Source organism: Marivita sp., assembly GCF_017643905.1.
GTDB lineage: Bacteria > Pseudomonadota > Alphaproteobacteria > Rhodobacterales > Rhodobacteraceae > Marivita.
The window spans coordinates 1-26,242 of sequence record NZ_JAEPMO010000057.1 but is presented as its reverse complement, the minus strand read 5'-3'; the positions used below and the strand labels follow the sequence as shown (position 1 = coordinate 26,242).

The window sequence follows — 26,242 nt, the reverse complement described above, 5'->3', positions numbered from 1 at the left end:
TGTTGGCAGAGGCTCGTGCGCAGGGAGCGTTCGACGACGCGACACTTACCGAGGTCGAAGCGTTCCTCAAAGCACCCCGCGCGTGGCAGGACGCCCGGAGGTAAGATCGCTGTAGATCGGGCAGCCAAGCGTCTGGCGCAGTGCCCCGATCAGGTCATCTAGCGTTTCGGCATGAACATACATGCCGCCGGTTTCATCCGCGAGGCAGCGGGCCACCGGCTCTATCGGGGCGTCGAGCGGTTGGTCCGGCCAAACGAAGTGTTCGCCGCGTACGCGGAACCCAATGACATGCACCGTCATATCCGCACCCCGCGCCAAATCTGCGGCCAGCGCGCAAGGCGCCCCGCCGCAGGTTTCCTTGCCATCGGTCACCAGAACGATCACGCCCGGTTTGTGCGTGTAGTCAAGAACCGCAGCGGCCTGCGCAATGGCATCTGTCAACGGCGTCTCACCCTCGGGCTGCAAGCGGTCCACTTCTGAGATCATCCGGTCCGCCGCATCGGCTTCCGGGGTAAAGCGCAGGCGCACGCTGTCGCAGCTTGACATGGCGCCGGGGCCGTAGGTGATCAAACCCATCCGTCGCATCGGTGCCACTTGGGGCATGACCGTGCGCATCGCCCGGCGGGCATCGAAAATGCGCGGTTCGTCCAGAAGGTTGAAGCCCATTTCAGCCATCGACCCGGAGCCATCAAAAACGACCATGGCGTCTTGCGTGCAGGCGGACTGGGCATGTGCTGGGGTGACCCCGATTCCGAAAGCAACCAAAGCGGATAGAATCGTTTTCATCTCTCGGTGCCTGTGAACCGTTGAATTCCGATCGTGACACATTCGAAACGCATTTGTAAACGCTGTGTAACAGACATCGCTGGCGACTTGCCGCGTGTTTCCTTGGCCACAGCGACTCGCCCACGCTACCAGATGTTGACGAAACACCCTCGGTTCGCGCAAGATAGGGAGCACACTCCCGCACACAGCTTATCCACAGGATATACATTTTGCCCTTCGCCGGACATATCGCTAACTCGGTCCCGGGAACAGTTGGGGGTGCTGCATGAACGAGATTACGACATTCAATCCCACCGGCGCCGAGATCCAAAACCCCGAAACCATGCCGCACTCGATCGAGGCCGAGCAGCAATTGCTTGGCGCGATTTTGACCAATAACGATGTGTTCGACCGCGTGGCATCAATCATCGGGCCGCAGCATTTTTTCGATCCGGTCCACGCACGGATCTACGAAATCGCGTCTGCCCGGATCGCCAAGAACAACCTTGCTTCACCCGTGACGCTGAAGGCGTTCATGGAAGATGACGAGGGTCTGAAAGAACTGGGCGGTCCCGCCTACCTCGCGCGATTGGCCGGGGCGGCGATCAGCTCGTTCGCAGTGCGCGACTATGCGCAGATGATCTACGATCTGGCCGTGCGGCGTGACTTGATCTCTCTTGGCCGCGACATCAGCGCAAAGGCCGCCAAGGTGGATGTGGCCTCCGAACCGCGTGAACAGATCGTCGAAGCCGAACAGGCGCTCTACAAGCTGGCCGAACAAGGGCGGAGCGACACCGGGTTTCAAAGCTTTCTCAAGGCGGTAACAGACGCAGTTAATGTCGCCAACGCAGCGTACCAGCGCGAAGGTGGGCTGGCCGGGGTGTCGACCGGACTGGTTGATATGGACCGCAAGCTGGGCGGGCTGCATAAATCCGACCTGCTGATCCTTGCCGGTCGTCCGTCGATGGGAAAAACGTCGCTTGCGACCAATATCGCCTTCAACATTGCGAAAGCCTATCGCAAGGGCATCCGTCCCGACGGCACCGAGGGCACCGTCGAAGGGGGCGTTGTCGGTTTCTACTCTCTCGAAATGAGCGCCGAGCAGTTGGCCGCGCGGATTCTGTCAGAAGCGGCCGAAGTGCCGTCGGAACAGATCCGCCGCGGCGACATGACAGAGACCGAATTCCGACGCTTCGTGGATGCCGCCAAATCTCTCGAGGCCTGTCCTCTGTTCATCGACGACACGCCTGCCCTGCCAATCAGCCAACTTGCGGCCCGCGCCCGCCGCCTCAAGCGCACGCATGGCTTGGACGTGTTGATCATCGACTACCTTCAGCTGGTCAAGGGGACTGGCAAAGGCGAAAACCGCGTGAACGAGATTTCCGAGATCTCCCAGGGCCTCAAGGCAATTGCCAAGGAACTCGACATCCCCGTGATCGCGCTGTCACAGCTGTCGCGTCAGGTGGAAAGCCGCGAAGACAAACGCCCGCAATTGTCCGACCTCCGGGAATCAGGCTCCATCGAACAGGACGCCGACGTGGTGATGTTCGTGTTCCGCGAGGAATACTACAAGGAACGCGAAAAACCCGGCGAGCACGAGTTGGAAAAGATGGCAGCGTGGCAAGAAGAAATGGAGCGCCTGCACGGTCGCGCTGAAGTCATCATCGGCAAGCAGCGACATGGCCCCATCGGCACCGTCGAACTCAGCTTCGAAGGTCGCTTCACGCGCTTTGGCAACCTTGTCAAACCGTGGCAGAACAACGCTGGCGACATGTAAAAATCATCCACGGCACAGCACCGTCGTTACCAAAACCGCCGCAGTCCAAAGGCAAAGCACCCCGAGCGCTTTTTCACGCTTGACCGAACCCGCAGAGATGCACAAACACCGCGCATGGCACAGTCTGTATTAACGATTGATCTGGGTGCGATTTGCGCCAACTGGCGGGCGCTGGCCGCGATGAACGCGGGTGAGACCGCAGCCGTCGTGAAAGCCAATGCATATGGGCTTGGCTCTGCGAAAGTTGCAAAGGCGCTGGCGGACGAAGGGGTGAGAACGTTCTTCGTGGCGCAAGCCGAAGAAGGCGTCATCGTGCGCGAGGCCCTTGGTGCGGGTGCGACGATCTGTGTCTTCGGCGGGCACATGGACGGCGATGCGCCTTTGCTGCGCGACGCAAATCTTGCACCGATGATCAACTCCATCGACCAGATGCTGCGCCATGTCGAAGCCCTGCCCGGCCACCCGTTTGGCGTCCAGCTGGACAGCGGTATGAACCGTCTGGGGATGGAACCTGCCGAATGGTCCGCGCTGCGCGACATCGCGCTGAGCCAGAAACCGGTTCTTGTGATGAGCCACCTCGCCTGTGCCGATGAACCCGGCCACGGTATGAATGAGTTTCAGCTTCAGACCTTCCGCCAGATGACCGATGGCATCGACGCACCCCGGTCTCTGTCGGCAACGGGCGGCACGCTCCTTGGCCCGGACTACCATTTCGACATGACCCGCCCCGGCATTGGCCTTTACGGCGGTTTGCCTTTCGTCGATGCACGCCCTGTCGTGTCGCTTGAGATACCGGTGATCCAGGTGCGCGACGTGAACCCCGGCGAATCCGTGGGCTATGGCAACAGCTGGGTCGCCCGCGTTCCCGGCAAGATCGCAACGATTTCCGCCGGTTACGCTGACGGGATTATCCGAGCGATGGGCCCCAAAGCTCATGTCTGGGCTGGTGAGACCCGCTGCAAGATCGTGGGTCGCATTTCCATGGACCTGATCGGGGTCGACGTCAGCGCAGTCAAGGAGATGCCCGACACGGTCGAGCTGTTGGGTCGGCACCAATCGGTCGACAGCCTTGCCGACGCGGCAGGCACCATCGGATATGAGATTCTGACCTCGTTGGGATCGCGTTACGCCCGCACCTATCTCACACCGTGACGGCGCGGCGGGTATGAGCTTTTTCGAACCTTCTCCTATCCTGCTAGCCTTCATATTTGTGCAGCGCTTCGTGTTTTTCGAAGTGCTGGGGTTGATTGCCCTGCTGCGTCTGATCGTCGGGCGCGGGATCGCGCGTGTCCCGGCACTTCTCACCCTGCTGATCAGCCTAGCCGCGATCTTCGCCACCTTTGCCCCTGTCCTGAATCTGCAATCGCTACCACTCTACGCGGACATCGCACGCTTGATGGCATCCGGCGGCGGCATGGTCCTGCCCCTTGTGGCATCGGCGGTTTTCGCCACCTCCCTTGTTTTGCCACAACGCCACTGGCGCTGGATCGACCCCGTTCATGTTGTGGGCATGCTTGCCTTTCTGGGCCTCTGGGTCGCGACGCGCGTCTAGGCGATGGCGGTGCTAAAATGGATCAATCTGACGCTGCTGGTGCTCTACCCGGTGGCATGGGCCGCACCATTGATGCGTGCCGGGCTGTTGCCGCTGTTCGGACTGAGTGAAATCAGTGTCCTGACCGGGCTTCAGGCCCTGTGGGAAACCGATATCCTACTGGCGCTGATCGTCACGGTCTTCGCGCTTGTGGCACCCTACCTGAAAACTGTTGGTCTGGCGCTGGTTCAGTTCAAACGTCTCAGCCGACGCACTCTGTCCGCGCTTGCCCTGATGGGCAAACTTGCGATGGCAGATGTGTTTCTGATTGCCATCTATATCACCGTTGTGAAGGGCATCGGCATCGGCCGGATCGAAACGGCCTGGGGGCTTTACCTTTTCACCGCCTGTATCCTTGCCTCTCTGCTCATAAGCGTCGTGGAAAGCCGTCGCACCCGGGATTGATCACGGATCGGAAACAAACCCTCAAACTGGGGCTGATTGTTCACATCTGCGCTGGCAGTCGGAAAAACCGTTAAGAAACAGTATGTCGAAAGATGCGTTCGGCATAAAGTCGCCGATGTTGCCGACGCTTAGATGGTTACTTGGGGGTATCCGATGATTGGTGCGATGCGGTCGCTCGTTGTTTCAACGGGCTGGGTCATGCAGCGTTTGATGTTTTTGTCCGTGGCCCTGCTTGGGCTTGGTTCGCTTGGATACACGCTGGCTTGCACGTTCGGCTTCGCGCCTTGGCTTGAGATGACCGCTACATTTGGGGGTGTCGGCTATCCCCAAGCCGGACAGGTTGTGCAGATCGGCGTCACAGCGCTGTTGCTTGGGCTGTGCGTTTTCTTGCCTGCAAACGCCCGCATCATGGCGCTCGAGACTTCGCACCGGCGCTTCCATATCGGGATGGAGGATGTGGCGCGCGCCTACCGGGCCTCCCATGCTGCAGACCGCGAAGGCGTGTTCAAGCTGAAGTCGGAATTCGATTCGGTACGTGAACGGATGGCTTATCTGCGCGATCACCCGGATCTAGCCGAACTGGAGCCCTCCGTGCTCGAGATCGCCAGCCAGATGAGCCATGTCTCGCGCGATCTGGCGGACACCTATGCCGAACGCAGCATCGAACGCGCCCGCGATTTCCTGATCCAGCGCCAGCAGGAAATCGAAGACTTCAACACGCGCCTTGATGCGGCCAAAGCCACCGCTGCCGAAATGCGCGTCTGGATCGACAAGGTGGAGCTTGAGGAAAGCGTGGCGCAGGCTCAGTTGAGCCGTCTGCAAGGCGAATTGTCCGACCTGCTGCCCGAACTGTTCGGCCCTGAGGCAGCGCCGACCCTGCCCCCCCGCAAGTCATCGAACCTGCGCGACGCATCGGATCAATGGGACGAACCGCCAGATTTCCCCGACAACGACGACAACCGCATCGTCGCCCTCCTCGCGCGGCGCGCAGCCGAATAACCACGGACCAGCAGCCGCCGCTTGCAGGCCCGCGCGGCTTGGGTCACAAGCGTCGTCATGGCGAAATCCTCCGCAACCTTTGTCTGCCAGTCCTGTGGAAGCACGACCACCAAATGGTCGGGCCGCTGCGATGCGTGCGGCGAATGGAACTCCATTGTTGAAGAGGTGCCGCTGGCCGCTGGTCCCGCGACCAAAACGCTGGGCGCGTCCAAAGGCCGATCCCTGCCTCTGAGCGATCTATCGGGCCATGAAGCCCCACCGCCCCGGACCATGTCGCGACTGGATGAACTGGACCGCGTTCTGGGCGGCGGGCTGGTGCCGGCCTCGGCGCTGCTGGTGGGCGGCGATCCAGGTATCGGTAAATCGACGCTTCTTTTGCAGGCGGCGGCGGCCTTTGCCAATGCCGGTCTCAAAGTCATCTACATCTCGGGCGAAGAGGCCAGCGCACAGGTGCGGATGCGCGCCGCACGTCTCGGTCTGCGGGATGCGCCGGTCAAACTGGCGACCGAAACCAATTTGCGCGACATCCTGACGACGCTGGAAAACGAGAAACCCAATCTGGCGATCATCGACTCGATCCAGACCATGTGGGCCGACAACGTGGCCTCTGCCCCGGGCAGCGTGTCACAGGTGAGGGCCTCGGCGCATGAATTGACCAGCTTTGCCAAGCGGCGCGGCACATCGGTGATCCTTGTGGGCCATGTCACCAAGGATGGACAGATTGCAGGCCCCCGCGTTGTCGAACACATGGTCGATACGGTGCTCTATTTCGAAGGCGAACGCGGGCACCAGTTCCGCATCCTGCGCGCCGTCAAGAACCGCTTCGGCCCGGCGGATGAAATCGGTGTGTTCGAGATGACCGGCAGCGGTCTGGCCGAGGTTGCGAATCCCTCGGCCCTGTTCCTGAGCGAACGGGGCGACCCGTCCCCCGGCTCTTCGGTCTTTGCCGGGATCGAAGGCACGCGTCCGGTTCTGGTGGAATTTCAGGCGCTTGTGGCTCCGACGCCACACAGCCAACCACGCCGGTCTGTGGTCGGCTGGGATGGCGGGCGCCTTGCGATGATCCTTGCCGTACTCGAAGCGCGCTGCGGTATTCCGTTTGCCGGATTGGATGTTTATCTCAATGTTGCAGGTGGCATGAAGGTCAGCGAACCCGCCGCTGACCTTGCCGTTGCGGCAGCTTTGCTGTCCGCCCGCGAGGACATAGCCCTGCCTGCCGAGACCGTGGTTTTCGGGGAAATCAGTCTGTCCGGCGCGCTCCGCCCCGTGGGGCAAACCGAAAATCGGTTGAAAGAAGCACAAAAACTTGGTTTTACCGCCGCGATAGTGCCAAAGGGTGGCAAATCCGTGCCCCGTGACGGGATCACGGCGACCGAGATTGACGCCTTGGCAAGCTTTGTTGGTGATGTGTTCGGCGCAGGGTAGCGCCATCCGTAGAAAAGAAGGGCAAGGGACCGATGGAAGGGTTCACCATTATTGACGGCGTGGTCGCCGTCGTCATCGTGCTGTCTGCGCTTCTGGCCTATTCGCGCGGCATCGTCCGCGAAGCCATGGCCATTCTCGGCTGGGTCGCCGCGGCTGTTCTGGGCTTCATGTTTGGCCCTCAGGTGCGTCCTTTGATGACGGAAATCCCGGTCATCGGTGAATTCATGACAGGAAGCTGCGAACTCAGCGTGATCGGCGGGTTTGCTGCCGTGTTCACGGTGGCGCTTGTCATCATGTCGTTCTTCACCCCGCTCTTTTCCACCATCGTGCAACGCTCTGCCTTGGGTGGTGTCGATCAGGCGCTTGGCTTCCTCTTCGGCGTGGCGCGCGGCATTCTGCTCGTGGCGGTGGCGTTCTTTGTCTACCAGGTTGTCGTCACCTCGCAGGATATCGCGATGATCGACGACAGTCGGTCCGCCGTGGTCTTCAGCCGCTTCACCGGCCAGATCGAAGAGCAGAACCCCGAACAGGCCTTGGGCTGGATTACTGCGCAATACGAAGCGCTGGTGGGCGTGTGTGATGCCCCTTCGGACAGCGACACCTGAGAAACATCCATCAACCTGTCGCGGAAACATGATAGTTTCGTGACACCGGCCCTCATGGCGCTTAAGAGGGGGCAATCTCTGCTGCCACGGATTCGGAGTACCGATTTGTCCGACACCCAGATGCCACCCGCCCATCCCTTTGATGACGACAAGCTGAAAGAAGAATGCGGAATCTTCGGCGTGGTCGGTGTCACCGATGCGGCGAACTTTGTCGCCCTTGGCCTGCACGCCCTGCAGCATCGCGGTCAGGAAGCCGGAGGGATCGTGTCTCACGACCCTGAACATGGCTTCAACAGCGCCCGGCGCTTTGGCTATGTGCGGGACAATTTCACCAGTCAGAAACTGATGGAAACGCTGCCGGGCCCGCTCGCCATCGGTCATGTGCGCTACTCCACTGCCGGGTCCAAGGGACAAACCCAGATACGCGACGTGCAGCCCTTCTTCGGCGAGTTTTCAATGGGCGGGGCGGCGATTGCCCATAACGGCAACATCACCAATGCCGACGCGCTGCGCCGCGAACTGATCGAACGTGGTTCGATTTTCCAAAGCTCCAGCGACAGCGAATGCATCATTCACCTGATGGCGCGTTCGCTTCAGCGCAACATCCCCGAACGCATGGAAGACGCGCTGCGCCGTGTCGAAGGTGCGTTCTCGGTGGTGGCCATGACCCGCACCAAGCTGATCGGAGTGCGCGACCCGCTGGGTGTGCGTCCGCTTGTTCTGGGCAAGATCGGCGATGGCTGGGTTCTCAGCTCGGAAACCTGTGGTCTCGACATCATCGGTGCAGAATATGTTCGCGAAATCGACCCCGGCGAGATGGTGGTTATCACTGCCGACAAAGGCGTTGAGTCGATCCGCCCGTTCCGCCCGCAGAAATCGCGGTTCTGCATTTTTGAGCATGTCTATTTCTCGCGCCCTGACAGCATCATCGGCGACCGCTCGGTCTATGAGACCCGCCGCCAGATCGGTGTCGAACTGGCCCGCGAAACCTCGGTCGAGGCTGATCTGGTCTGCCCGGTGCCCGACAGCGGAACCCCTGCAGCCATCGGCTATGCGCACGAGTCGGGCATTCCCTACGGCATGGGCATCATCCGCAACCAGTATATGGGCCGCACCTTCATCGAACCGACGGAACAGATCCGCAATATGGGGGTGCGCCTCAAGCTCAACGTCAACCGTGCGCTGATCAAGGGAAAGCGGGTGATCCTTGTGGATGACAGCGTGGTGCGCGGCACCACCAGCCGCAAGATCAAGGAAATGATCCTCGACGCAGGCGCTGCCGAGGTGCATTTCCGCATCGCCTCCCCCCCCACAGCGTGGCCGTGTTTCTATGGCGTGGACACCCCGCAGCGGGAAAAGCTGTTGGCCGCCACCATGTCCGAGGACGAGATGCGTGACCATCTCGGCGTCGACAGCCTGAAATTCATCTCGCTTGATGGTCTTTACCGCGCGGTGGGCGAAGCCGCGGGGCGTGACCCCAAGTCGCCGCAATATTGCGACGCCTGTTTCTCGGGCGAATACCCGGTGAAACCGTCCGACATGGTGGAAAAAGGCTTCCAGATGAAGGCCGCCGAATAACCCTCGGCGACCTTCCGCGCAGGGTGCGGACACCCCCTGTTCATCACACTCAAGAGCACCCATGTGACCGGTCGAGCGTAACAACAGACCGTGACACATGGCACAGGACACCACCCCTCCCCAGGTCGCCGCAACGGCGACCCAGACCACCAATGACCTTGGCGGCGCAGTGACCCTGCTGGGCACATTCGGCAGCCAGAACGACCCGCAGGCGCTGCTGAAACTGCGCGGCGGCAAGACGACCACCGTCTCGCGCGGTGATCGTGTGAACGGTCAGACCGTCGTCGCCATCGAAGACGGCCGCGTGGCACTGGCCCGCAACGGCACGGCGCATTGGCTCGACATGCCCGCGCCGAACGCCTGATCTTCTCTGGTTCGAAAATACTTCGGGGGAGTCGCGCTTGCGCGACGGGGGCAGCGCCCCCAATCCCCTCTCCACAAAGAAAAACCCCCGCCGATCACTCGACGGGGGCATCTTTTACCGTTTGGTAAAATCAATCAGGCGCGGCGCGCCGCCAGCGCTTTCCACGCCCCGGTCACCACCAGTGCCGCGATCACCGCCTTGACCGCATCACCGATCAGGAAGGGCGCGATGAAGTAGGTCCAGTAATAGCCGATCTCCTGACCGACCCAGCCCGCCTCGACGCCGCTCACCGACGCAACCGCCATCGGCCACGCGATGCCCGGGATGTAGAGAAGCGCTGCCAGCACCAGCGTCACCAGCGCGGTCGACACAAAGCCCTTCGCGATGCCGCGATCCGCCGCCAGACCGGCCAATCCCGCCATCAGGACAAAGCCCAGAAGGAAGCCCGCGGTCGGACCGGCAAAGGCCAGACCGTTAATGCCGCCCGCGAAAACCGGCAGACCCATCGCGCCATAGCCCAGATAGGTCACCAGCGTCGCGGTGCCAAGCCGCGCGCCAAAGCTCAGGCCGACGATCAGGATCGCCAGTGTCTGCAGCGTCATCGGAACCGGAAAGAACGGCACCGACACCTGTGTCGCAGCCGCGATAACGGCCGCACCGCCCAGCGCGAGCAGCGCGTGACGGAACAGAGTGGTCTTGCCCAAGGCAGCTTGCGTCAATGTCATGGCGAATGTCCCTCATGTCTCTGAAATTTGTCCCAGTTAATTCTGCAAATGCAGCATCAAGTCAAGCACTGCCCTCTTGCGGGCGGGGCGGCAAAAAGGCATGTGACAGGACATGACGGACACAACTCGCCCCCTCGCGCTGGTCACCGGCGCTTCACGCGGTCTTGGCTTTGCTCTGGCAGAGGCTCTGGCCGACACCCATCACATCATCGCCGTCGCGCGCACCGTGGGCGGGCTCGAAGAGCTGGATGACCGCATCCAGTCCAAAGGCGGCAGCGCCACTCTGGCGCCGATGGACATCACCAAGCCCGATGCGATGGCGCAGCTGTGCCGCTCGGTACATGACCGCTGGGGCCAGATTTCGCTTTGGGTTCATACGGCGATCCATGCCGGGCCCCTTTCGCCGGTGGATCACCTTGATCCCAAGGATTGGAAAAAGTCGGTGTCAATCAATCTCGACGCGATGTCCCATCTGGTGCCCTATATCTCGCCGCTCTTGAAACGCGACGGCAGCGCGGTGTTCTTTGATGATCCGCATGGCGGTGAAAAGTTCTTTGGCCATTATGGCACCACCAAGTCGGCGCAGATTGCGCTGGCGCGGTCGTGGCAGGCAGAGACGGTGTCGATCGGACCGAAGGTGAAGATCCTGACGCCCAAACCAATGGCAACCCATGTCCGGGCACGGTTCTTCCCGGGCGAAGACCGGAGCGTTCTGGCCTTGCCAGCGGCCGAAGCAGCGCGGTTGTTACCGGAACTCCTCGAAGGGTGATCCGGGTTGCGGATGCGTCGACGCATCCGCGATTTTGCGTCAACGCAAAATCCTCCAGCGGCCGAAACCCGGCGGATGCTTGCCGCAGGGCGGGGCTTGGCCTATTCAGGACAAAAGCAAGGCAGAGCAGATGCGCATACTCATCACCAATGACGACGGGATCAACGCACCGGGGCTGAAAGTGTTGGCCGAGATCGCCCATGATATCGCTGGCCCCGATGGCGAGGTCTGGACCGTGGCCCCCGCCTTTGAACAATCCGGAGTCGGGCATTGCATCAGCTACACCCATCCGATGATGGTCAGCGACATGGGCGAGCGCCGCTTTGCCGCCGAAGGCAGCCCGGCGGATTGCGTGCTGGCGGGCCTGCATGACGTCATGTCCGACTGTCCCCCCGATCTGGTTCTCTCCGGGGTCAACCGCGGCAACAACTCGGCCGAGAACGCGCTCTATTCCGGCACGCTGGGCGGCGCGATGGAAGCTGCCCTGCAAGGCATCCCGGCGATTGCGCTGTCGCAGTATTACGGCCCCGACAATGCGCAGGCCGACGACCCGTTCGAGGCCGCGCGGGTCCACGGGACCGAAGTGATCCGGCGGATTCTTGCCCATGATCCGAAAGACCAGACCGGCTACCGCCTGTTCTACAACGTGAACTTCCCGCCCGTCCTGGCCGATGCGGTGAAAGGCACCCGGGTCACCCCGCAGGGCATCCGCGAGGGCACGCGGTTTTCCGTCGAGCCGCACAATTCCCCATCGGGGCGCCGCTTTCTCTGGATCAAGGGCGGCGACCAGCGTGCGCCCACCGCGCCGGGCAGCGATGCGTCGGAGAACCTTGCCGGCTATATCAGCATCACGCCGATGCGCGCCGACCTGACCGCCTCGGACCAGCTCGGCGCCATGCAGGACGCCTTTCGCTGATGGAGAATGCGGAACTCAAGATGCAGTTCCTCTATGCCCTTCGCTCTCGTGGCGTGACCAATGCCGCCGTTCTTACCGCAATGGAGCAGATCGACCGCGCGCCCTTCATTCGCGGCTATTTCGCCGAACGCGCCTATGAAGACATGCCCCTGCCCATCGCCTGCGGCCAGACCATCAGCCAGCCTTCGGTCGTCGGTCTGATGACGCAGGCGCTGGAAGTGAGCCCGCGCGACACGGTGCTCGAAGTGGGGACTGGGTCTGGGTACCAGGCTGCGATCCTGAGCCAACTGGCGCGCCGCGTCTACACGGTGGACCGCCACCCGCGACTGGTGCGCGAGGCGCGCGAAGTGTTTGACCAGCTGGGCCTGACCAACGTGACAGCTTTCACCGCGGATGGCAGCTTTGGCTTGCCGGACCAGGCCCCCTTCGACCGCATTCTGGTCACGGCCGCTGCCGAGGACCCGCCGGGGCCGCTGTTGGCGCAGCTCAAGGTGGGTGGCATCATGGTGCTGCCGGTCGGTCAATCGGATGCGGTGCAGCATCTGATCCGGGTGAGACGGACGCCCGAGGGACTCGATTACGACGAATTGAGGCCCGTCCGCTTTGTTCCGCTGGTCGAAGGGGTAGCCCGCGACGGTTAATCAAGGCATAATAGCGGGCGACGACCGGGGCACAACCGGCGCATTTGAGGATATCGACATGGCTGATCGCACAGTTTCCCGACGTTTTGGTTTTCGAGTTGGCACCAGTCTTTCGCTTCTGGCGCTTCTGGCCGGCTGTTCCGAACCGATTGATATTGACATGCGCGGCTTGATGAATGGCGGCTTCAACACCGCGGACGCCGCCCGCGCTGCAACCGCCCCTCGGCCTCAACCCGATGACCGGGGCGTGATCTCTTACCCCAATTACCAAGTGGCCGTCGCGCGACGGGGTGACACGCTTGCGCAGCTTGCGTCCCGCGTTGGGCTGCCCGCAGACGAGCTTGCCCGCTACAATGGCGTTCAGACTGGAGACGCGTTGCGCGCGGGTGAAATCATCGCCCTGCCCCGCCGTGTGGCCGAACCGTCGCCCGCCACGGGTGCCGTGACCACAGGTCCGATCCGCCCCGCCTCCGAAATCGACATCACCACGCTGGCCAGCGACGCCATCGACCGCTCACCGGCGACACCGGCCGCAGCGCGTCCCGCCACGCCCCAGACTGGCGCGGAGCCGATCCGTCACCAGGTCAAGCGCGGAGAAACCGCGTTCACGATTGCCCGCCTTTACAACGTGTCGGTGCGGTCCCTGGCCGAATGGAATGGTCTGGACAGTTCGTTCACCCTGCGGGAAGGCCAATATCTGCTGATCCCCGTCGTCACTGCAGCAGCCCCGCGTGACGAGGTTACGCCTCCTCCGCCTGGCGCAGGATCGCGAACGCCCGAACCTCCCTCGGCATCGCTGCCCCTGCCGGACGAGCCTACACCTCCGGCCGCAGCGCCTGTTGCCACGGCTGCGGCTGCCGCGCCTGTCGCGAATGTCGGGAACCAGACGTCTGCCAGTGCATCAAATGCCGCGATGGCCTTCCCGGTGCAGGGCAGCATCATTCGCGAGTATTCAAAGGGGCGGAACGACGGGATCGATATCGGCGCATCGGTTGGCACCGCCGTCAAAGCGGCTGCCAGCGGTCAGGTGGCCGCGATCACGCGCAACACCGAAGGCATCAACATTCTGGTCATCCGTCACCCGGACAATCTGCTGACAGTCTATACGCATGTGGACAATATCACGGTCGCCAAAGGTGATGCGGTGAGCCGGGGGCAATCGATCGCCAAGGTGGCTGATTTTGAACCGTCGCGGGTGCATTTCGAGGTGCGCAAAGGCTTCGACAGCGTTGATCCGATGGACTATCTGCGCTGAGCAACGCATCCCATTCGACAGTCGAACATAAACGATTTTTAAACGCGTGCCCGATTATTCTGCGAATAATCGGCGCCGCGGGACGCGATCATTTTGCCCAGACGCGGCAGGCGGGCTTTCTTCAGCAGCTTGCGCACGTCCCAGATTTGTCCCGACAGACGGTTCGCTTCGTCATGCACCGCCGCAACCGCACGTTCGACTGCGTCAGGGGCACTGGCGTACAGCCCAACCAGAAAGTCGTCCGGATCGGACCGCGACAGCCCCTCTTCTGCAAGGATGTTGCGCGGGAAATCCTTGGCATTAACGGTCAAGATCACATCGGCATGGCCAGCAATGGCGGCCGCAAGGACATGGACATCATTGGCATCGGGCAGCCACAACCTGGCCCGCAATCCGTCTGGTACCGACACGGTCGCTTTTGGCCAGCGGGCCGTGACCATGGCGATCTCGGCATCTGCCTGAACCTGTCCTTGGGGTCCCAACTTGGCCGCAGCACGACACCATTCCCCCAAAATACGCTCCGACCACAACGGCTCGAACAGTCCTTCTGCGGCGACCGCCAGCAAGACCTCTCGCATCACCGTCGGATAAAGGACACAGGTGTCGAGGCAGACTTTCACAGACGGAAGAACAGCGCTTTGAGATAACCGGATTCCGCCAGTTGCGGCATCAAAGGATGGTCCGGTCCCGCCTGCCCCGTATGGATCAGTTGCGCGCGGCGGCCAGCCCGACCGATTCCCCGCAGGCAGGCACCGGTGAAGGCCGAAAGATCAACCGCATGAGAACAGGAGCAGAGAACGAGATACCCATCTTCTGCCACCAAGGGCGCGGCCAACCGTGCCACGCACTCATAGGCACGCAGGCCGGCTTCGCGCGCGTTATTGGAGGGCGCAAAGGCCGGTGGATCGCAGACCACGAGGTCAAATTCTGTCTGCTCTTCCCCCAAAGACGTCAGGACCGCAAAGGCATCGCCCTTTGTGGTTGTCAGACGGTCACCGGCACCCATATGCGCCGCGCCTTGGATCGCAAGTTCCAGAGCGGGGTCTGACCCATCGACGCAATGTGCAGACATCGCGCCACCTGCAAGACCAGCAAGGCCGAACCCCCCGACATGGGAAAAGACATCTAGCACCCGAGCCCCTTGGGCAAGACGCGCCGCGAAGGCGTGGTTTGGGCGCTGATCGAAGAAGAGACCTGTTTTCTGACCCCCCATGAGGTCGGCCATGTAAGTCGCGCCATTCATCTCGACAGGAATCGCGGCTGTGGGCGCATCGCCCAAAAGCACGGCATCCACATCGTCCAGACCTTCAAGCGACCGTCCCCGCCCCCCTGCGTTCTTGAGGATGGTGGTCACACCGGTGACGTCGGCCAAGGCGGCGGTCAGGTGCGGCAAGAGCACATCTGCCCATGCGGCGTTGGGTTGCACCACGGCGATGTCGCCAAAACGGTCGATGATCACACCCGGCAAACCATCGGCTTCGGCATGGATGAGCCGGTAGTAAGGCGTCGGGAAAAGACGTTCGCGCAGCGACAATGCTTTGCGCAGCCGCTTCGCGAACCAATCCTGATCCGGATGCGCCGCCTCTGGGCTATCCAGCACACGACCGATGATCTTGGAATTCGGGTTCACCGCGACAAGCGCAAGCGGGCTGCGCTCGGCATCCTCCAACACAGCGATGGTGCCGGGTGCCATGGCGCGGGTGCGGCGGTCAGTGACAACCTCGTTGGCATAGACCCAAGGATAACCGCGCCGAATGGCTTGCGGTTTGGTTTTGGGCAGGAGGCGGATTACAGGTAAAGGGGACGGTGTCATACCGCCCCCTTTACGCCCCTCGCTCCAAAGGGGGAAGCCGTCTTTTTCGGCTCAGAGATCGTTGATGGCCTGCAAAAGACCAAGGTTTGCTGTGACATGCCCACCGGGCACCGTCAGTTCTTCTCGGAACACCTTCGAGAGATGCGCGACGATGCGCACCTTTTGGGTTTCGCCGCGCCCCTCGGCGGCCATGGCATCTTGCCCCCCAAGCGCGTCGAGATCCGCGCTGACCTCTTTGCTGGGGCCAATGGGCTGACCGGTGGCAACGTCGACAAGGCGATACCGGAATTCGATGTCATGGACGCCCCCCACTGTGTAGCGCGCCTTTTCAGAAAGCGCGTGGAACCGCATCACCTGCACATCGAGTCGCACCGGGCGCGCACCATCGATGCGCGTGGCTGCATCCCGAAGACCGGCCTCAAAGATCGCCTTGACCTGCTGATATCGGTCGCCAAGCGGTTCGCCGCGCCAGACGATGTCGCCGATTGGATAATAAAGGTTGCGTTCGTTCACCTTGACCGACCGTGGGACATTCACGGTGAAACTGTCGATCCGCACGTCAGGAGGCAAAGGCGTTCCAAGCATTGTGTCGTCTGGCATCGCGGATCGGGTCGCCGAAGGGACGCTGCCACAGGCTGTCAGTGTCACCAACAGAATCGCGGCCAACAGTGGTTTGATCAAGTTACGCATTTGGGTGCCTATTTGTCTGGGCCTTGCTCGAATCCTCATGCAGAGACTGACGCGACAAATGGACCTGATCGGGGCGAAATCGGTACAATTTACAGCAAAATGTGACCGGCGTGCAGGCTTGAAGAACCGGAGATTGACCTTTACTGTTAGCGCTAACCTCACTACATGAACCACCAACCAAAGGCTGATCTTGCGCGGAGGCAACATGGCACACACTCTGAATGATACGATCAAACGCGTGACCGATCGTATTCAGGAACGGTCCGAAGCTCTGCGGGGCCGGTACATGGAGCGGATGCGTCAGGCCGCCGCCGAAGGCCCGCGTCGGGCCCATCTGAGTTGCGGCAATCAGGCCCACGCTTATGCCGCAATGGGACCGGATCAAAACAAGCTCGCGACCGAGCACAGCCCCAACATCGGCATCGTCACCGCCTATAACGACATGCTGTCGGCGCACCAACCCTTTGAAAAATATCCAGATATCATCCGAAACGCGGCCCGCGCGGCCGGTGGGACCGCACAGGTCGCAGGTGGTGTCCCCGCCATGTGCGACGGTGTTACTCAAGGTCAGGTCGGGATGGAATTGTCACTGTTCTCGCGCGATGTGATTGCGTTGGCCGCTGGTGTGGCGCTCAGCCACAACACCTTTGATTCAGCGCTTTATCTTGGCGTTTGCGACAAGATCGTACCGGGTCTCATCATTGCGGCCGGGACGTTTGGCTACCTGCCGGGCATCTTCATTCCCGCAGGACCCATGCCCTCTGGCCTGCCGAACGATGAAAAGGCCAAGGTGCGTCAGAAATTCGCCACCGGTGAAGTGGGTCGTGACGAGTTGATGAAGGCCGAGATGGCCTCTTATCACAGCCCCGGCACCTGTACCTTCTACGGCACCGCGAATTCCAACCAGATGCTCATGGAATTCATGGGGCTGCATCTGCCAGGCAGCAGCTTTGTCAATCCGGGCACGCCTTTGCGCGAAGCACTCACTGTTGCGGCCACCGAACGGGCGCTGGAAATCACGCAGCTGGGCAATGATTATCGCCCGGTCTGCGATGTGTTGGACGAAAAGGCCTTTGTGAATGGCATCGTTGGTCTGATGGCAACCGGCGGATCCACCAACCTCGTGCTGCACCTGCCCGCGATGGCACGTGCTGCGGGTGTGGACCTGCGGCTCGAGGATTTCGAGGACATTTCGTCCGTGACACCGCTGATGGCCAAAGTCTATCCGAACGGTTTGGCTGATGTGAACCATTTCCACGCGGCGGGCGGTCTGGGCTTCATGATCGGCGAGTTGCTCAAGGCCGGGCTGCTGCACGAAGACGTCAAGACGGTGGCGGGCGACGGTCTGCATCTTTACACGCAGGAACCCAAAGTCGCGGATGGGCGCGTGGTCTATGGCCCCGGTGCAGGCGAAACACAGAACGACAAGATCCTCCGCCCGGCCAACGATCCGTTCCAGTCCACGGGCGGGCTCAAACAATTGGAAGGCAATCTGGGCAAAGGCATGATGAAAACTTCTTCCGTGGCCCCCGAACGTCATGTGATCGAAGCCAAAGCCCGTGTGTTCCATGATCAGGATGATGTGAAGGTCGCCTTCAAGAATGGCGAATTCACGGAAGACACGGTTGTGGTTGTCCGCTTCCAGGGTCCAAGCTCAAACGGGATGCCGGAACTCCATAGCCTGACGCCCACTCTTGCTGTTCTGCAGGATCGCGGATTGAAGGTGGCGTTGGTCACCGATGGGCGGATGTCGGGTGCATCGGGCAAGGTGCCTTCGGCCATCCATGTCTCGCCCGAAGCGGCGAAAGGCGGCCCGCTGGCGCGTGTTCGGGATGGCGATCTGGTCCGGGTGGACGCGGTGAGCGGCCGGATCGACTGCCTTGCCGAAGACTTCGACCAACGTGAGCCGGTCACGGCCGATCTGAGCGGCAACGGTCACGGGGTTGGACGCGAGCTTTTTGCGGCCTTCCGCGCGAATGTTGGCCTTGCAGAACATGGGGCTGGCGTCGTTGTTTAACGCATCACTTTAAATAAACCTTACAAGTATCAGGATTCGATATGATGACGCCCCTTCAAGCCAGTGTTGAAAGCGAAAAACTCTGTCGCCTTGCGCCGATCATTCCGGTGCTGGTTGTGGACGATGCCGCCGTGGCGCGCCCCCTTGCAGAGGCGCTTGTGGCCGGAGGGCTCCCGGTGCTCGAAGTCACCCTGCGCACCGAGGCCGCGCTTGATGTCATCCGCGAGATGGCGCAGGTCGAAGGCGGCGTTGTCGGCGCGGGCACTCTGCTCACCCCGTCGGATGTGCAGAACGCCGTCGCCGCTGGTGCGCGGTTCGGCGTGTCACCCGGTGCCACCGACCGCTTGCTCGACGCCTGCGAAGCGGCGGACCTGCCGCTCCTGCCGGGGGCCGCAACGGCATCCGAGGCGATGGCGCTGCTGGAGCGGGGCTATACCGTTCAAAAATTCTTCCCGGCCGAAGCGAATGGTGGCGCACCTGCGCTCAAGGCCATTGGCGCGCCGATCCCGCAGGTTCGGTTCTGTCCGACAGGCGGCGTTTCGCTCAGGAACGCGCCGGATTATCTGGGCCTGTCGAACGTGCTTTGTGCAGGAGGAAGCTGGGTGGCCCCGAAAGACCTTGTGACCAAAGGCGATTGGAAAGCGATCGAAGAGTTGGCCCGCGAGGCGGCGCAGCTTTCGAGGTAAACACCGGAAAGAGCGTTCAACGCGTGTCTATCGCACAAACTGGTGCTCTACGCCTCCAGCTCGGCGTCCCAGTAAAGGAAATCCATCCAGCTGTCATGCAGGTGGTTCGGCGGAAATTTGCGTCCCAAGTTCATCAATTCCTGCGCCCCCGGCTGACGCGGTGGTTTGCGCAGGGACAGGCCCGCCTGCCGCAGGCTTTTCGACCCCTTACGCAGATTGCACGGCGCACAGGCAGCCACGACGTTTTCCCATGATGTGATTCCCCCCGAAGCGCGGGGTACGACGTGATCGAAGGTCAGTTCGCCCTTGGCACCGCAGTATTGGCAGAGAAATTCGTCCCTCAAGAAAAGATTAAAGCGCGTGAAGGCCACGCGCTTTTGCGGTTTGACGTAGTCCTTGAGCACCACGACACTCGGTATTCGGAGCGTCATAGACGGGCTTCGGACCACCTCGTCATATTCTGCGACGATATCGACCCTGTCGAGAAACGCCGCTTTGACCGCGTCCTGCCATGGCCAAAGCGACAGCGGATAATAGGACAATGGCCTGTAATCCGCATTCAGCACCAGCGCCGGGTGGTGCCGCAACGCACCCGGTTCGCGTACAAAAGCTGTTCTGAAATTGCCATCCATCGGGGGACTCGTCTCCTGCCCTGCCTGCCTGTTTCAGCCTCAGGACGGGCGCCCCGCCCCAATCTATGAACAACACTATATATCGCGGATAGCTTCGGGCAAGCCCCGCAATATGCGGTGTTGTTGCACGGCTAGCCCAATAAAATCACAGCTGCGTGACAGAAGGGTCAATCAGGGATCGAAAACACCTGACCGGGGTAGATCAGATCCGGATCACGGATGCGGTCGCGGTTGGCTTCGAAGACTTTGACATAGGCCGGGCCTTCTCCGTAGCGGTCGCGTGCAATGGCCCAAAGCGTGTTACCGGGCTGAACGGTGACCACTTTGATGACAGACGGCCCCCCGATGCGATCCGCAGCTTGCGCCAAGACAACCGGGTCTTCGCGACGGAACGGGCTTTCCACACGCGATGTCACGTCGCCAGAGGCATCCACCGCATCGACCCGTAATGTATAGGTGCCGGTGTCCACATCGGGCAGTTCGGCTCGCCATTGCCCGTCCGTGCCGATCTCGGTTGTGAGGATCGGCTGGTTATTGAGATAGACGCGCACAAATTCATCTGCCGTCCCGCGACCGGTTAGCGCGACCGCACCGGCATCTTCGTAGGTGATGGCGTCCAGTGCGATCTGGTCCAGCGCTTCGGGAGCGCTTTCGCCGGTTTGCAGCACGTTCACGCCTGCTTCGTTCGACAGGATCACCACAGGGGCCGCTGGTGCAGGAGTGGTTTCGAAAACGGGTGATGCTGCCGCGGGTTCGGATTGAGGTGCAGGGTCAGCCTGTGCCAATTCGGCAATCGGTTCGGTCGCGTCAACCTGCGCTTGCGCATCGGCTATTTGTTCGGGCGCCGTAGTCTCGACGGGTGCAGCCGCAACATCTTCAGACGCCACAACTTCAGGCGCGGGTGCTACAGCAGTGGTTTCGGTCTGGTCCGGGGCCACCGTCGCTTCCGATGCGATGGTTTGTGTGCTTTCAGACGGCGCATCTGCGGTGTCTACTGGCGTCTCGAGGGGTTGCCCTTCCGTTTCCGGTGCGGATTCGGTCGTAGCGATTGGCGCTACCGCCTCAGGCGCGGACGCAACATCGACGGCTTCAGGCTGCGGGTCTGCCTGTGGCGAGGGTTTTGGTTCGGCGCTGGGTGCTGGCGCTTCGGCGGCGCGGATGACGGGGGCAAGGATCACCTGATCTGCGCTTTCAACGCTTCCCTGCTCTGTCTCCGACAAGAGGCTGACGACGCGCGGTGCGTCGCTGGGCGGGAGGTCGAGGAAGGCCACGAATTTCCCGGAGCCGTCCACCTCGGCGCGACCGGCTTCGACCCCGTCGACCAAGACAACCACGACATTTGCACCCGATGCGCGTCCTGCAACCAGCGTCTGACCATCCGGCGCGACCCGAACGATATCGAAAGCGGGGGCAACGGCTGCCGGCGCATCCTGCGCATCCTGCGCATCGTTTTGAGTGTCCGCGACGTCATCAACCGCTGCTGTGCTCTCGTCTGTCCCGACGTCTGCGTCCGCAATCGGAGCGTCTTGCGCCGGCTCACGCTCAACGATGGCCGGTGTCGGTTCGGGATCGATCACTGCAACGAGTGGCGCTTCCGCTTCGGCGCGTGGCACATTGACCGTCGAGGACGGCGTAGCATCTGAATCGGGCTGAGGCTGTGGTTGCGCGACCAGTTCCGCAGACGTCGTTTCGGCGCCCTTCTTCGGAAACAGTACTCCACTGGCATAGACCGCCAACGCCACCGCGCCTGCGGCGGCCACGCCGCCCAGAACCAGCCCGGACGTGCCTTTTGCCAAAGCGAATTTACTCATTTTTCCCCAAGTGTCCGTGACAGAATGGCGTTACGCCATTCCCGCAGTTGAGCGTATCTATCAAGGCAGCTATCACGAGGCAACTTCCCACCTCTCGTCAAGGACATGCGCCCATGATCTCGAAGTCCATCTGTGTCTATTGCGGCTCACGTCCCGGTCGAAACACCGCTTATGCTGCAGCAGCCGATGCGCTTGGCCGCGCCATTGCTGGCGAAGGCTGGCGGCTGGTCTATGGTGCCGGCGATGTCGGATTGATGGGCATCGTCGCACGAGCGGCGCAGGATGCGGGCGGCGACACATTCGGGGTGATCCCAACGCATCTCATGGATCTGGAGGTGGGCAAGACCGACCTCACCCGCTTCATCATCACCGAAACCATGCATGAGCGCAAAAAGGTGATGGTAATGAATGCTGATGCCATCGTGGTTTTGCCCGGCGGCGCCGGGTCACTTGACGAGTTCTTCGAAGTGCTCACCTGGCGGCAATTGGGCCTGCATGGAAAGCCGATCATTCTCTTGAGCGTGGACGACTATTGGGCACCGCTGACCGCCTTGTTGGACCATGTGGTCGATCAGAGCTTTGCCGATGCGTCGCTGCTGGGGTTCGTTGAGACCACCACTTCGGCTTCTGACACCATCACAGCCCTGCGCCGCGCCCTGTCCTGAGTGAACGCGCTGCTGGAATAGATCGCGAGCGCTGTCCAGATCAGCGCAAAGGCGATCATGTGAACAACGCCGAAGGGTTCACCAAAGATCAGCACCGCGACAAGGAACTGAAGCGTCGGGTTGATGTATTGGACAATGCCCACCGTCGATAGGGTCAGTCGCCGTGCGCCGTAGGAAAACAGGATCAGCGGCAGCGCGGTGACCGGCCCCGACGCCACGAGCAAAAGCGATTGCGTCAGGTCCTGCCCGAAGGAACCGCCCTGCCCTGTGTGAAGGTAGATCAGCCAACCCAGTCCCAATGGGCAGAGAAGCAGCACTTCAGACGAGACCGAAATGACCGGTCCCAGATCAAGCCGTTTCTTGATCAGCCCGTAAAGGCCAAACGTGCTGGCCAGCACCAGCGAAATCCACGGAACGATGTGCAGCCCGATGGTCAGCGACATCACCCCCGTTGCGGCCAGCGTGATCGCGACCCATTGCAGGCGGCTCAACCGTTCGCCAAGGATCACACGGCCGATGAGCACCGCGACAAGCGGAAAGATGTAATAGCCCATCGACGCTTCGGTTGCGCGGCCTGCGTGGATCGACCAGATGAACAGGAACCAGTTGGCGGAAATGCACAACGCGGCGGCTGCGATGACCTTTACGGAGGCAGGGTTCTGCACAGCCCCCCAAAGGACATGCAAACGGCCCTGTAGGCCGATCACGATGCCGAAGAACACCAGCGACCACACCGTCCGATGCGCCAGCACCTCGTGCGAGGGAACGCCGCTCAACGCCTTGTAAAGCAAGCCGGACAGCCCCCAGATACAGCAGGCGGCGATCAGCGCGAGAACGCCTTTCCGGGTGTCTGTCATTGTGGGCCTCCACAGTCAGCGGTATCGGGCGACGCGGGGATACGCAAGAGCACGCGGCCCGCTTTGCAACACCGGATCAAAGAGCCCCTTTCTCCCGCATGTAGTGCAGCATCTCGGGGCGGTAGGCTATCATCTCTTCCGCGACGGCGGCGTGGGCCAGCATTTGCGTGCGATAGGTGGCGACTTCATCCGGCCAGACCAAGGTGGGAATGACCGGACCTTCGAAAAGCGCGATCCATTCCAGCGTGACGATGGTTCCGCAATCCCCCATCCAAAGACGGTTTCTGGGCAGGTCAGACCGCGCCAGCATCACGCCCAATGCCGACAGTCGCTTGGTGATCATGGCATGCGCTTCTTTAATCGCAACTTGGTCGCGCGCAGCAGGCGCAACATGTGGAAAGGTCAGGCGCAAAGCCGGTTCCAAACGTGTGTCGGAAAACCGCGACCGTTCCCGCGAAAGCGCGCGGCCGATCAGCGTGTCGGACAGCATGGGCCGGTCGGGGTACTTCTCTTCGAGGTATTCCGCAATCGCCTCGCTGTCTGTCAGCACCAGATCACCATCGACCAGCGCCGGGATGTTGCCCGATGGCACAATCGACAGATATTCTGCCGATCCCCCGCCACCGGGGGGCGGCGCTTCTTCGAATGGGATCTGCTTATGCCGCAACAGAATGCGCAGCTTAGCGCAGTAAAGCGAATGATCTGAGGTGTAGACGCGCAGCAAGTGTCACCTGTTCAAAATACAAAAAGCCCTGTCGCAGTGACAGGGCTTTTCGATGTCAGTGTCAAACCGATCAGGCGTTCGACAGTCGTTCTGCCACGTTTTCCCAGTTGACGAGGTTGTCGAGGAAGTTGGCCAGATACGCCGGACGCTTGTTGCGGAAATCGATGTAGTAGGAATGCTCCCACACGTCGCAGCCCAGAAGTACTGTCTGGTCAAAGCAGACCGGGTTGACGCCGTTTTCGGTCTTGGTGATCTTGAGCGTGCCGTCGGTGTCGACGACCAGCCATGCCCAACCCGAGCCAAACTGGCCTGCGCCAGCAGCAGAGAAGTCTTCCTTAAACTTTTCGACCGACCCGAACGCGTCGGCGATGCGCGACTCAAGCTCGCCCGGCATCTTGTTGTCGCCCGGGCCCATCATTTCCCAGAACTGGTTGTGGTTCCACAACTGGCTGATGTTGTTGAAGATCCCGTTCTGAGCAACGGCAGAGGCGTTGTATGTGCCTTTGATGATCTCTTCCATCGACTTGCCGTCCCATTCGGTCCCGGCGATCAGCTTGTTGCCATTATCGACATAGGCCTTGTGGTGCAGGTCGTGGTGGTACTCGAGTGTCTCTTTGGACATGCCTTTGCTGGCCAGCGCGTCGTGGGCGTAAGGCAGGTCAGGAAGTTCGAAAGCCATGGTGGTGTCCCCTCGTTGGTGCGTCAAATTACAAAGGCATACCTGATGCGGCGTTACGCCGAGGTCAAGCCTCAGGTCGGCCTTCTTTTCCTCAACGCTCCGAAGGCGGCATTGGTTCACTCAATAAATTCACCCAATCAGCGCAGTTATAGACTGGGGAAATGGATCAGCGGGAAGCAACCTGGCAGGAGCCGTATCCTTGGAAGCCATTTGCATATCCGAATGGGGTCGCCACGACATTCATGCGTTTCGCGGCTTTGACCCATGTGGCCCGATACTGCATCCGCGCCGTCTGTCCGCGCGAATCCTTAATTTTGACTTCCCAGCTAAAGGTAACGCGCTTGTTGTTTTCCGTGACAACCTGGCCTTCAATCGGTTTGCGATTGTTGAACGTAAGAACAATGTCATCCGAGATCACGACGCGGTCATTTGCAGGATTATGACCGACAAACAGGACTGCTGGAATCCACTTGGATGTCCCTGCTTCTTTCAATGCACAGGTATAGGTCGTTTGCGCAATGGCCGGGGTGGCCAGCATGAAAATTGTGCCGATTGATGCAATCAGTCGCTTCACTGTTGTCTCCGTCAATATCTCTTCGACGGAGAAGAACAGGCGAATTTGACCAACGCAAGTCTACTTTAAGACGAAAAGTGTCGGGCAGCCGAATTTTCGTCGGCAGCGGTGCTGAGCAATTTGAACATATATGCAGCCACCGACCGGAAACAGACCACACGCGCCGTGCTCACATCATCCATCCAGAACGCAGCAGCCACCTGTGCCATGCGCGTGCGGCGGACCATTCCGGGCTGGAATGCGTCCGGGCTCATATCCACGGGAGAGAGCTTGGCGATCACTTCGCGGTGTGCCCTGCCCTTGAGCTGGAACACCGCGCGGGCGTCCGACACATTGACAACCAAGGCATGCGCGCCTGCCAGTTTGACGACCAAGTCATTGGCTTTGTTCTGCGCCTCTTCGTAAGGGCACAGCAAAAGCGCTTCGTCAGGCGACATCCAAAGCGCGCCCGCGTTGCTGTGGAAGGCGGTTTCGCGGGTGCCCGGCAGGGTCACGCCGAACACGTCCTTGACCGCATTGATGATGTTGGGATCGGTCAGATCCCCACGCAGGGTCACCATACCCTGCCCCGCCAGTTCCTCGATCTGCACCAGACCGTCAAAGGATGCGCCACCCAGCGCCAGTGCCACGTCAGACATTCTGCTTCTCCCCCTCGGGATCAAAGAAGACCGGGTTCACGATCCGGGCTTTCTTGGGCGGGTTGCCGCCATTGGTGAAGGTGATCACGTCGCCCATCCGGTCAGGCCCATTCAGGACAAGCCCCATCGCAATGCCCTTTTTCAGGGTCGGGCTGAAATAGGTCGAGGTCACACGGCCTTCGGTGTTGGTCTGGCCGTTTTCGTTGGTCCCCTCGGCAATCGCATAAGCGCCGTCCTGCAAGACCGACCCATCGAGCGTTTCCAAGCCCACCAGCTTCCAGCGTTTGGGATCGGTCATATGCGACCGGGCTTGAGCGCGTTTGCCGATGTAATCCTCTTTCTTCTTCGAGATCGCCCAGTCGAGACCCAGATCCTGCGGGATCACCGTGCCGTCGGTCTCATCCCCGATCATGATGAAGCCCTTTTCGGCCCGCATGATATGCAGTGCCTCGGTGCCGTAAGGCGTGATGTCCCACTCCTTCCCGGCCTCGATCAGTTTGTCCCAGAACGCGCGGCCCAGATTGGCCGGAACGGCGATTTCATAGCTGAGTTCACCCGAGAACGAGATGCGATAGGCCCGCACGGGGAAGCCACCCAGTTCGCCGTCTTTCCACTCCATAAAGGCCAGCGCCTCTTTGGAC

At 61.0% G+C, this 26,242-nt stretch carries 29 protein-coding genes and 1 pseudogene; 17 read left to right on the top strand and 13 right to left on the bottom strand.

Annotated features, from left to right (window positions below):
• Nucleotides 1–104, top strand: a pseudogene (locus JJ869_RS10835) (orotate phosphoribosyltransferase); the annotation flags it as partial.
• Here JJ869_RS10835 and JJ869_RS10830 read toward each other — a convergent pair.
• Nucleotides 67–786: a vWA domain-containing protein gene (locus JJ869_RS10830; RefSeq protein WP_292267042.1), complete on the bottom strand. Its 720-nt coding sequence runs from the start codon at nt 784–786 to the stop codon at nt 67–69. The pseudogene JJ869_RS10835 and the gene JJ869_RS10830 sit on opposite strands and share 38 nt — an antisense overlap.
• A gap of 265 nt (nt 787–1,051) precedes the next feature.
• On the opposite strand from JJ869_RS10830, the gene JJ869_RS10825 reads away from it, so the two are divergent.
• The 9 genes from JJ869_RS10825 (at nt 1,052) to JJ869_RS10785 (ending at nt 9,509) form a co-directional block, all read left to right on the top strand.
• A complete protein-coding gene (locus tag JJ869_RS10825) occupies nt 1,052–2,542 on the top strand; it encodes a replicative DNA helicase (RefSeq protein WP_292267040.1) in 1,491 nt (496 codons plus the stop codon).
• A gap of 114 nt (nt 2,543–2,656) precedes the next feature.
• Complete coding sequence (gene alr / locus JJ869_RS10820; protein WP_292267037.1) at nt 2,657–3,694, top strand: alanine racemase; 1,038 nt, start codon at nt 2,657–2,659, stop codon at nt 3,692–3,694.
• Nucleotides 3,695–3,707: 13 nt separating this feature from the next.
• The gene (locus tag JJ869_RS10815; RefSeq protein ID WP_292267034.1) at nt 3,708–4,094 is read left to right on the top strand and encodes a hypothetical protein; all 387 of its coding nucleotides are present in this window, start codon (nt 3,708–3,710) and stop codon (nt 4,092–4,094) included.
• A gap of 3 nt (nt 4,095–4,097) precedes the next feature.
• Complete coding sequence (locus JJ869_RS10810; protein WP_292267032.1) at nt 4,098–4,538, top strand: paraquat-inducible protein A; 441 nt, start codon at nt 4,098–4,100, stop codon at nt 4,536–4,538.
• A gap of 165 nt (nt 4,539–4,703) precedes the next feature.
• Nucleotides 4,704–5,537 carry a DNA repair protein gene (locus JJ869_RS10805; RefSeq protein ID WP_292267029.1) on the top strand — a complete coding sequence of 278 codons (834 nt, stop codon included), beginning with the start codon at nt 4,704–4,706 and terminating at the stop codon, nt 5,535–5,537.
• 57 nt (nt 5,538–5,594) lie between these two features.
• Entirely contained in the window at nt 5,595–6,962 is a 1,368-nt protein-coding gene (radA, locus tag JJ869_RS10800; RefSeq protein ID WP_292267026.1) for a DNA repair protein RadA, read from the top strand.
• A gap of 32 nt (nt 6,963–6,994) precedes the next feature.
• Entirely contained in the window at nt 6,995–7,567 is a 573-nt protein-coding gene (locus tag JJ869_RS10795; protein ID WP_292267024.1) for a CvpA family protein, read from the top strand.
• A gap of 120 nt (nt 7,568–7,687) precedes the next feature.
• Nucleotides 7,688–9,145, top strand: coding sequence for an amidophosphoribosyltransferase (gene purF, locus JJ869_RS10790; RefSeq protein ID WP_292267046.1), 1,458 nt, complete (start codon nt 7,688–7,690; stop codon nt 9,143–9,145).
• A gap of 97 nt (nt 9,146–9,242) precedes the next feature.
• Nucleotides 9,243–9,509, top strand: a complete 267-nt coding sequence (locus JJ869_RS10785) for an amidophosphoribosyltransferase (protein ID WP_292267022.1) — start codon at nt 9,243–9,245, stop codon at nt 9,507–9,509.
• A 134-nt stretch (nt 9,510–9,643) separates the two neighbouring features.
• Here JJ869_RS10785 and JJ869_RS10780 read toward each other — a convergent pair whose 3' ends face one another.
• Nucleotides 9,644–10,234: a biotin transporter BioY gene (locus JJ869_RS10780; protein ID WP_292267019.1), complete on the bottom strand. Its 591-nt coding sequence runs from the start codon at nt 10,232–10,234 to the stop codon at nt 9,644–9,646.
• Nucleotides 10,235–10,346: 112 nt separating this feature from the next.
• Here JJ869_RS10780 and JJ869_RS10775 point away from each other — a divergent pair, with 112 nt between their 5' ends.
• The 4 genes from JJ869_RS10775 to JJ869_RS10760 all read left to right on the top strand — a co-directional run bounded on the left by JJ869_RS10775 (nt 10,347) and on the right by JJ869_RS10760 (nt 13,815).
• The gene (locus tag JJ869_RS10775; RefSeq protein ID WP_292267016.1) at nt 10,347–11,003 is read left to right on the top strand and encodes an SDR family oxidoreductase; all 657 of its coding nucleotides are present in this window, start codon (nt 10,347–10,349) and stop codon (nt 11,001–11,003) included.
• Between the two features lie 130 nt (nt 11,004–11,133).
• Nucleotides 11,134–11,919 carry a 5'/3'-nucleotidase SurE gene (gene surE, locus JJ869_RS10770; protein ID WP_292267013.1) on the top strand — a complete coding sequence of 262 codons (786 nt, stop codon included), beginning with the start codon at nt 11,134–11,136 and terminating at the stop codon, nt 11,917–11,919.
• On the top strand, nt 11,919–12,560 hold the full coding sequence (locus JJ869_RS10765) for a protein-L-isoaspartate(D-aspartate) O-methyltransferase (protein WP_292267012.1): 642 nt from the start codon (nt 11,919–11,921) through the stop codon (nt 12,558–12,560). Before surE ends, JJ869_RS10765 begins: the two co-directional genes overlap by 1 nt.
• Nucleotides 12,561–12,618: 58 nt before the next feature.
• The gene (locus tag JJ869_RS10760) at nt 12,619–13,815 is read left to right on the top strand and encodes a LysM peptidoglycan-binding domain-containing protein (protein WP_292267010.1); all 1,197 of its coding nucleotides are present in this window, start codon (nt 12,619–12,621) and stop codon (nt 13,813–13,815) included.
• A 38-nt stretch (nt 13,816–13,853) separates the two neighbouring features.
• Here JJ869_RS10760 and JJ869_RS10755 read toward each other — a convergent pair whose 3' ends face one another.
• The 3 genes from JJ869_RS10755 to JJ869_RS10745 are packed head-to-tail and all read right to left on the bottom strand — an operon-like array spanning nt 13,854 to nt 16,318.
• Nucleotides 13,854–14,435, bottom strand: coding sequence for an RSP_2648 family PIN domain-containing protein (locus JJ869_RS10755; protein WP_292267007.1), 582 nt, complete (start codon nt 14,433–14,435; stop codon nt 13,854–13,856).
• Nucleotides 14,432–15,628, bottom strand: coding sequence for an RSP_2647 family RNA methyltransferase (locus tag JJ869_RS10750; RefSeq protein ID WP_292267004.1), 1,197 nt, complete (start codon nt 15,626–15,628; stop codon nt 14,432–14,434). Before JJ869_RS10750 ends, JJ869_RS10755 begins: the two co-directional genes overlap by 4 nt.
• Before the next feature lie 51 nt (nt 15,629–15,679).
• Nucleotides 15,680–16,318, bottom strand: a complete 639-nt coding sequence (locus JJ869_RS10745) for a DUF6778 family protein (RefSeq protein WP_292267002.1) — start codon at nt 16,316–16,318, stop codon at nt 15,680–15,682.
• Nucleotides 16,319–16,523: 205 nt separating this feature from the next.
• On the opposite strand from JJ869_RS10745, the gene edd reads away from it, so the two are divergent.
• Entirely contained in the window at nt 16,524–18,335 is a 1,812-nt protein-coding gene (gene edd, locus JJ869_RS10740) for a phosphogluconate dehydratase (RefSeq protein WP_292267000.1), read from the top strand.
• Nucleotides 18,336–18,379: 44 nt separating this feature from the next.
• Nucleotides 18,380–19,021: a bifunctional 4-hydroxy-2-oxoglutarate aldolase/2-dehydro-3-deoxy-phosphogluconate aldolase gene (gene eda, locus JJ869_RS10735; RefSeq protein ID WP_292267044.1), complete on the top strand. Its 642-nt coding sequence runs from the start codon at nt 18,380–18,382 to the stop codon at nt 19,019–19,021.
• A 47-nt stretch (nt 19,022–19,068) separates the two neighbouring features.
• On the opposite strand, the gene JJ869_RS10730 is transcribed toward eda, so the two are convergent.
• Nucleotides 19,069–19,653, bottom strand: a complete 585-nt coding sequence (locus JJ869_RS10730; protein WP_292266997.1) for an HNH endonuclease — start codon at nt 19,651–19,653, stop codon at nt 19,069–19,071.
• Between the two features lie 167 nt (nt 19,654–19,820).
• Nucleotides 19,821–21,464, bottom strand: coding sequence for a LysM peptidoglycan-binding domain-containing protein (locus JJ869_RS10725; RefSeq protein WP_292266996.1), 1,644 nt, complete (start codon nt 21,462–21,464; stop codon nt 19,821–19,823).
• Nucleotides 21,465–21,577: 113 nt separating this feature from the next.
• Between JJ869_RS10725 and JJ869_RS10720 the strand changes: the two genes are divergently transcribed.
• Nucleotides 21,578–22,129, top strand: coding sequence for a TIGR00730 family Rossman fold protein (locus tag JJ869_RS10720; protein ID WP_292266993.1), 552 nt, complete (start codon nt 21,578–21,580; stop codon nt 22,127–22,129).
• Here JJ869_RS10720 and rarD read toward each other — a convergent pair.
• The 6 genes from rarD to JJ869_RS10690 all read right to left on the bottom strand — a co-directional run.
• Nucleotides 22,036–22,986 carry an EamA family transporter RarD gene (gene rarD / locus JJ869_RS10715; protein ID WP_292266991.1) on the bottom strand — a complete coding sequence of 317 codons (951 nt, stop codon included), beginning with the start codon at nt 22,984–22,986 and terminating at the stop codon, nt 22,036–22,038. The two genes, JJ869_RS10720 and rarD, sit on opposite strands and share 94 nt — an antisense overlap.
• A 76-nt stretch (nt 22,987–23,062) precedes the next feature.
• A complete protein-coding gene (locus JJ869_RS10710; RefSeq protein WP_292266989.1) occupies nt 23,063–23,710 on the bottom strand; it encodes a glutathione S-transferase family protein in 648 nt (215 codons plus the stop codon).
• Nucleotides 23,711–23,780: 70 nt separating this feature from the next.
• Nucleotides 23,781–24,389, bottom strand: a complete 609-nt coding sequence (locus tag JJ869_RS10705; RefSeq protein WP_292266987.1) for a superoxide dismutase — start codon at nt 24,387–24,389, stop codon at nt 23,781–23,783.
• 166 nt (nt 24,390–24,555) lie between these two features.
• On the bottom strand, nt 24,556–24,963 hold the full coding sequence (locus tag JJ869_RS10700) for a hypothetical protein (protein WP_292266985.1): 408 nt from the start codon (nt 24,961–24,963) through the stop codon (nt 24,556–24,558).
• Nucleotides 24,964–25,028: 65 nt separating this feature from the next.
• Nucleotides 25,029–25,601 carry a sarcosine oxidase subunit gamma family protein gene (locus tag JJ869_RS10695; RefSeq protein ID WP_292266983.1) on the bottom strand — a complete coding sequence of 191 codons (573 nt, stop codon included), beginning with the start codon at nt 25,599–25,601 and terminating at the stop codon, nt 25,029–25,031.
• Nucleotides 25,594–26,242: aminomethyltransferase family protein (locus JJ869_RS10690; RefSeq protein ID WP_292266980.1), on the bottom strand; the 649-nt coding region annotated here is incomplete at its 5' end. The genes JJ869_RS10690 and JJ869_RS10695, both read right to left, overlap by 8 nt.

Coding starts and splice junctions, on each gene's coding strand:
- JJ869_RS10830 (WP_292267042.1), bottom strand. CDS start 786: ATGAAAACGATTCTATCCGCTTTGGTTGCTTTCGGAATCGGGGTCACC.
- JJ869_RS10825 (WP_292267040.1), top strand. CDS start 1,052: ATGAACGAGATTACGACATTCAATCCCACCGGCGCCGAGATCCAAAAC.
- alr (WP_292267037.1), top strand. CDS start 2,657: ATGGCACAGTCTGTATTAACGATTGATCTGGGTGCGATTTGCGCCAAC.
- JJ869_RS10815 (WP_292267034.1), top strand. CDS start 3,708: ATGAGCTTTTTCGAACCTTCTCCTATCCTGCTAGCCTTCATATTTGTG.
- JJ869_RS10810 (WP_292267032.1), top strand. CDS start 4,098: ATGGCGGTGCTAAAATGGATCAATCTGACGCTGCTGGTGCTCTACCCG.
- JJ869_RS10805 (WP_292267029.1), top strand. CDS start 4,704: ATGCGGTCGCTCGTTGTTTCAACGGGCTGGGTCATGCAGCGTTTGATG.
- radA (WP_292267026.1), top strand. CDS start 5,595: ATGGCGAAATCCTCCGCAACCTTTGTCTGCCAGTCCTGTGGAAGCACG.
- JJ869_RS10795 (WP_292267024.1), top strand. CDS start 6,995: ATGGAAGGGTTCACCATTATTGACGGCGTGGTCGCCGTCGTCATCGTG.
- purF (WP_292267046.1), top strand. CDS start 7,688: ATGCCACCCGCCCATCCCTTTGATGACGACAAGCTGAAAGAAGAATGC.
- JJ869_RS10785 (WP_292267022.1), top strand. CDS start 9,243: ATGGCACAGGACACCACCCCTCCCCAGGTCGCCGCAACGGCGACCCAG.
- JJ869_RS10780 (WP_292267019.1), bottom strand. CDS start 10,234: ATGACATTGACGCAAGCTGCCTTGGGCAAGACCACTCTGTTCCGTCAC.
- JJ869_RS10775 (WP_292267016.1), top strand. CDS start 10,347: ATGACGGACACAACTCGCCCCCTCGCGCTGGTCACCGGCGCTTCACGC.
- surE (WP_292267013.1), top strand. CDS start 11,134: ATGCGCATACTCATCACCAATGACGACGGGATCAACGCACCGGGGCTG.
- JJ869_RS10765 (WP_292267012.1), top strand. CDS start 11,919: ATGGAGAATGCGGAACTCAAGATGCAGTTCCTCTATGCCCTTCGCTCT.
- JJ869_RS10760 (WP_292267010.1), top strand. CDS start 12,619: ATGGCTGATCGCACAGTTTCCCGACGTTTTGGTTTTCGAGTTGGCACC.
- JJ869_RS10750 (WP_292267004.1), bottom strand. CDS start 15,628: ATGACACCGTCCCCTTTACCTGTAATCCGCCTCCTGCCCAAAACCAAA.
- JJ869_RS10745 (WP_292267002.1), bottom strand. CDS start 16,318: ATGCGTAACTTGATCAAACCACTGTTGGCCGCGATTCTGTTGGTGACA.
- edd (WP_292267000.1), top strand. CDS start 16,524: ATGGCACACACTCTGAATGATACGATCAAACGCGTGACCGATCGTATT.
- eda (WP_292267044.1), top strand. CDS start 18,380: ATGACGCCCCTTCAAGCCAGTGTTGAAAGCGAAAAACTCTGTCGCCTT.
- JJ869_RS10730 (WP_292266997.1), bottom strand. CDS start 19,653: ATGGATGGCAATTTCAGAACAGCTTTTGTACGCGAACCGGGTGCGTTG.
- JJ869_RS10725 (WP_292266996.1), bottom strand. CDS start 21,464: ATGAGTAAATTCGCTTTGGCAAAAGGCACGTCCGGGCTGGTTCTGGGC.
- JJ869_RS10720 (WP_292266993.1), top strand. CDS start 21,578: ATGATCTCGAAGTCCATCTGTGTCTATTGCGGCTCACGTCCCGGTCGA.
- rarD (WP_292266991.1), bottom strand. CDS start 22,986: ATGACAGACACCCGGAAAGGCGTTCTCGCGCTGATCGCCGCCTGCTGT.
- JJ869_RS10705 (WP_292266987.1), bottom strand. CDS start 24,389: ATGGCTTTCGAACTTCCTGACCTGCCTTACGCCCACGACGCGCTGGCC.
- JJ869_RS10695 (WP_292266983.1), bottom strand. CDS start 25,601: ATGTCTGACGTGGCACTGGCGCTGGGTGGCGCATCCTTTGACGGTCTG.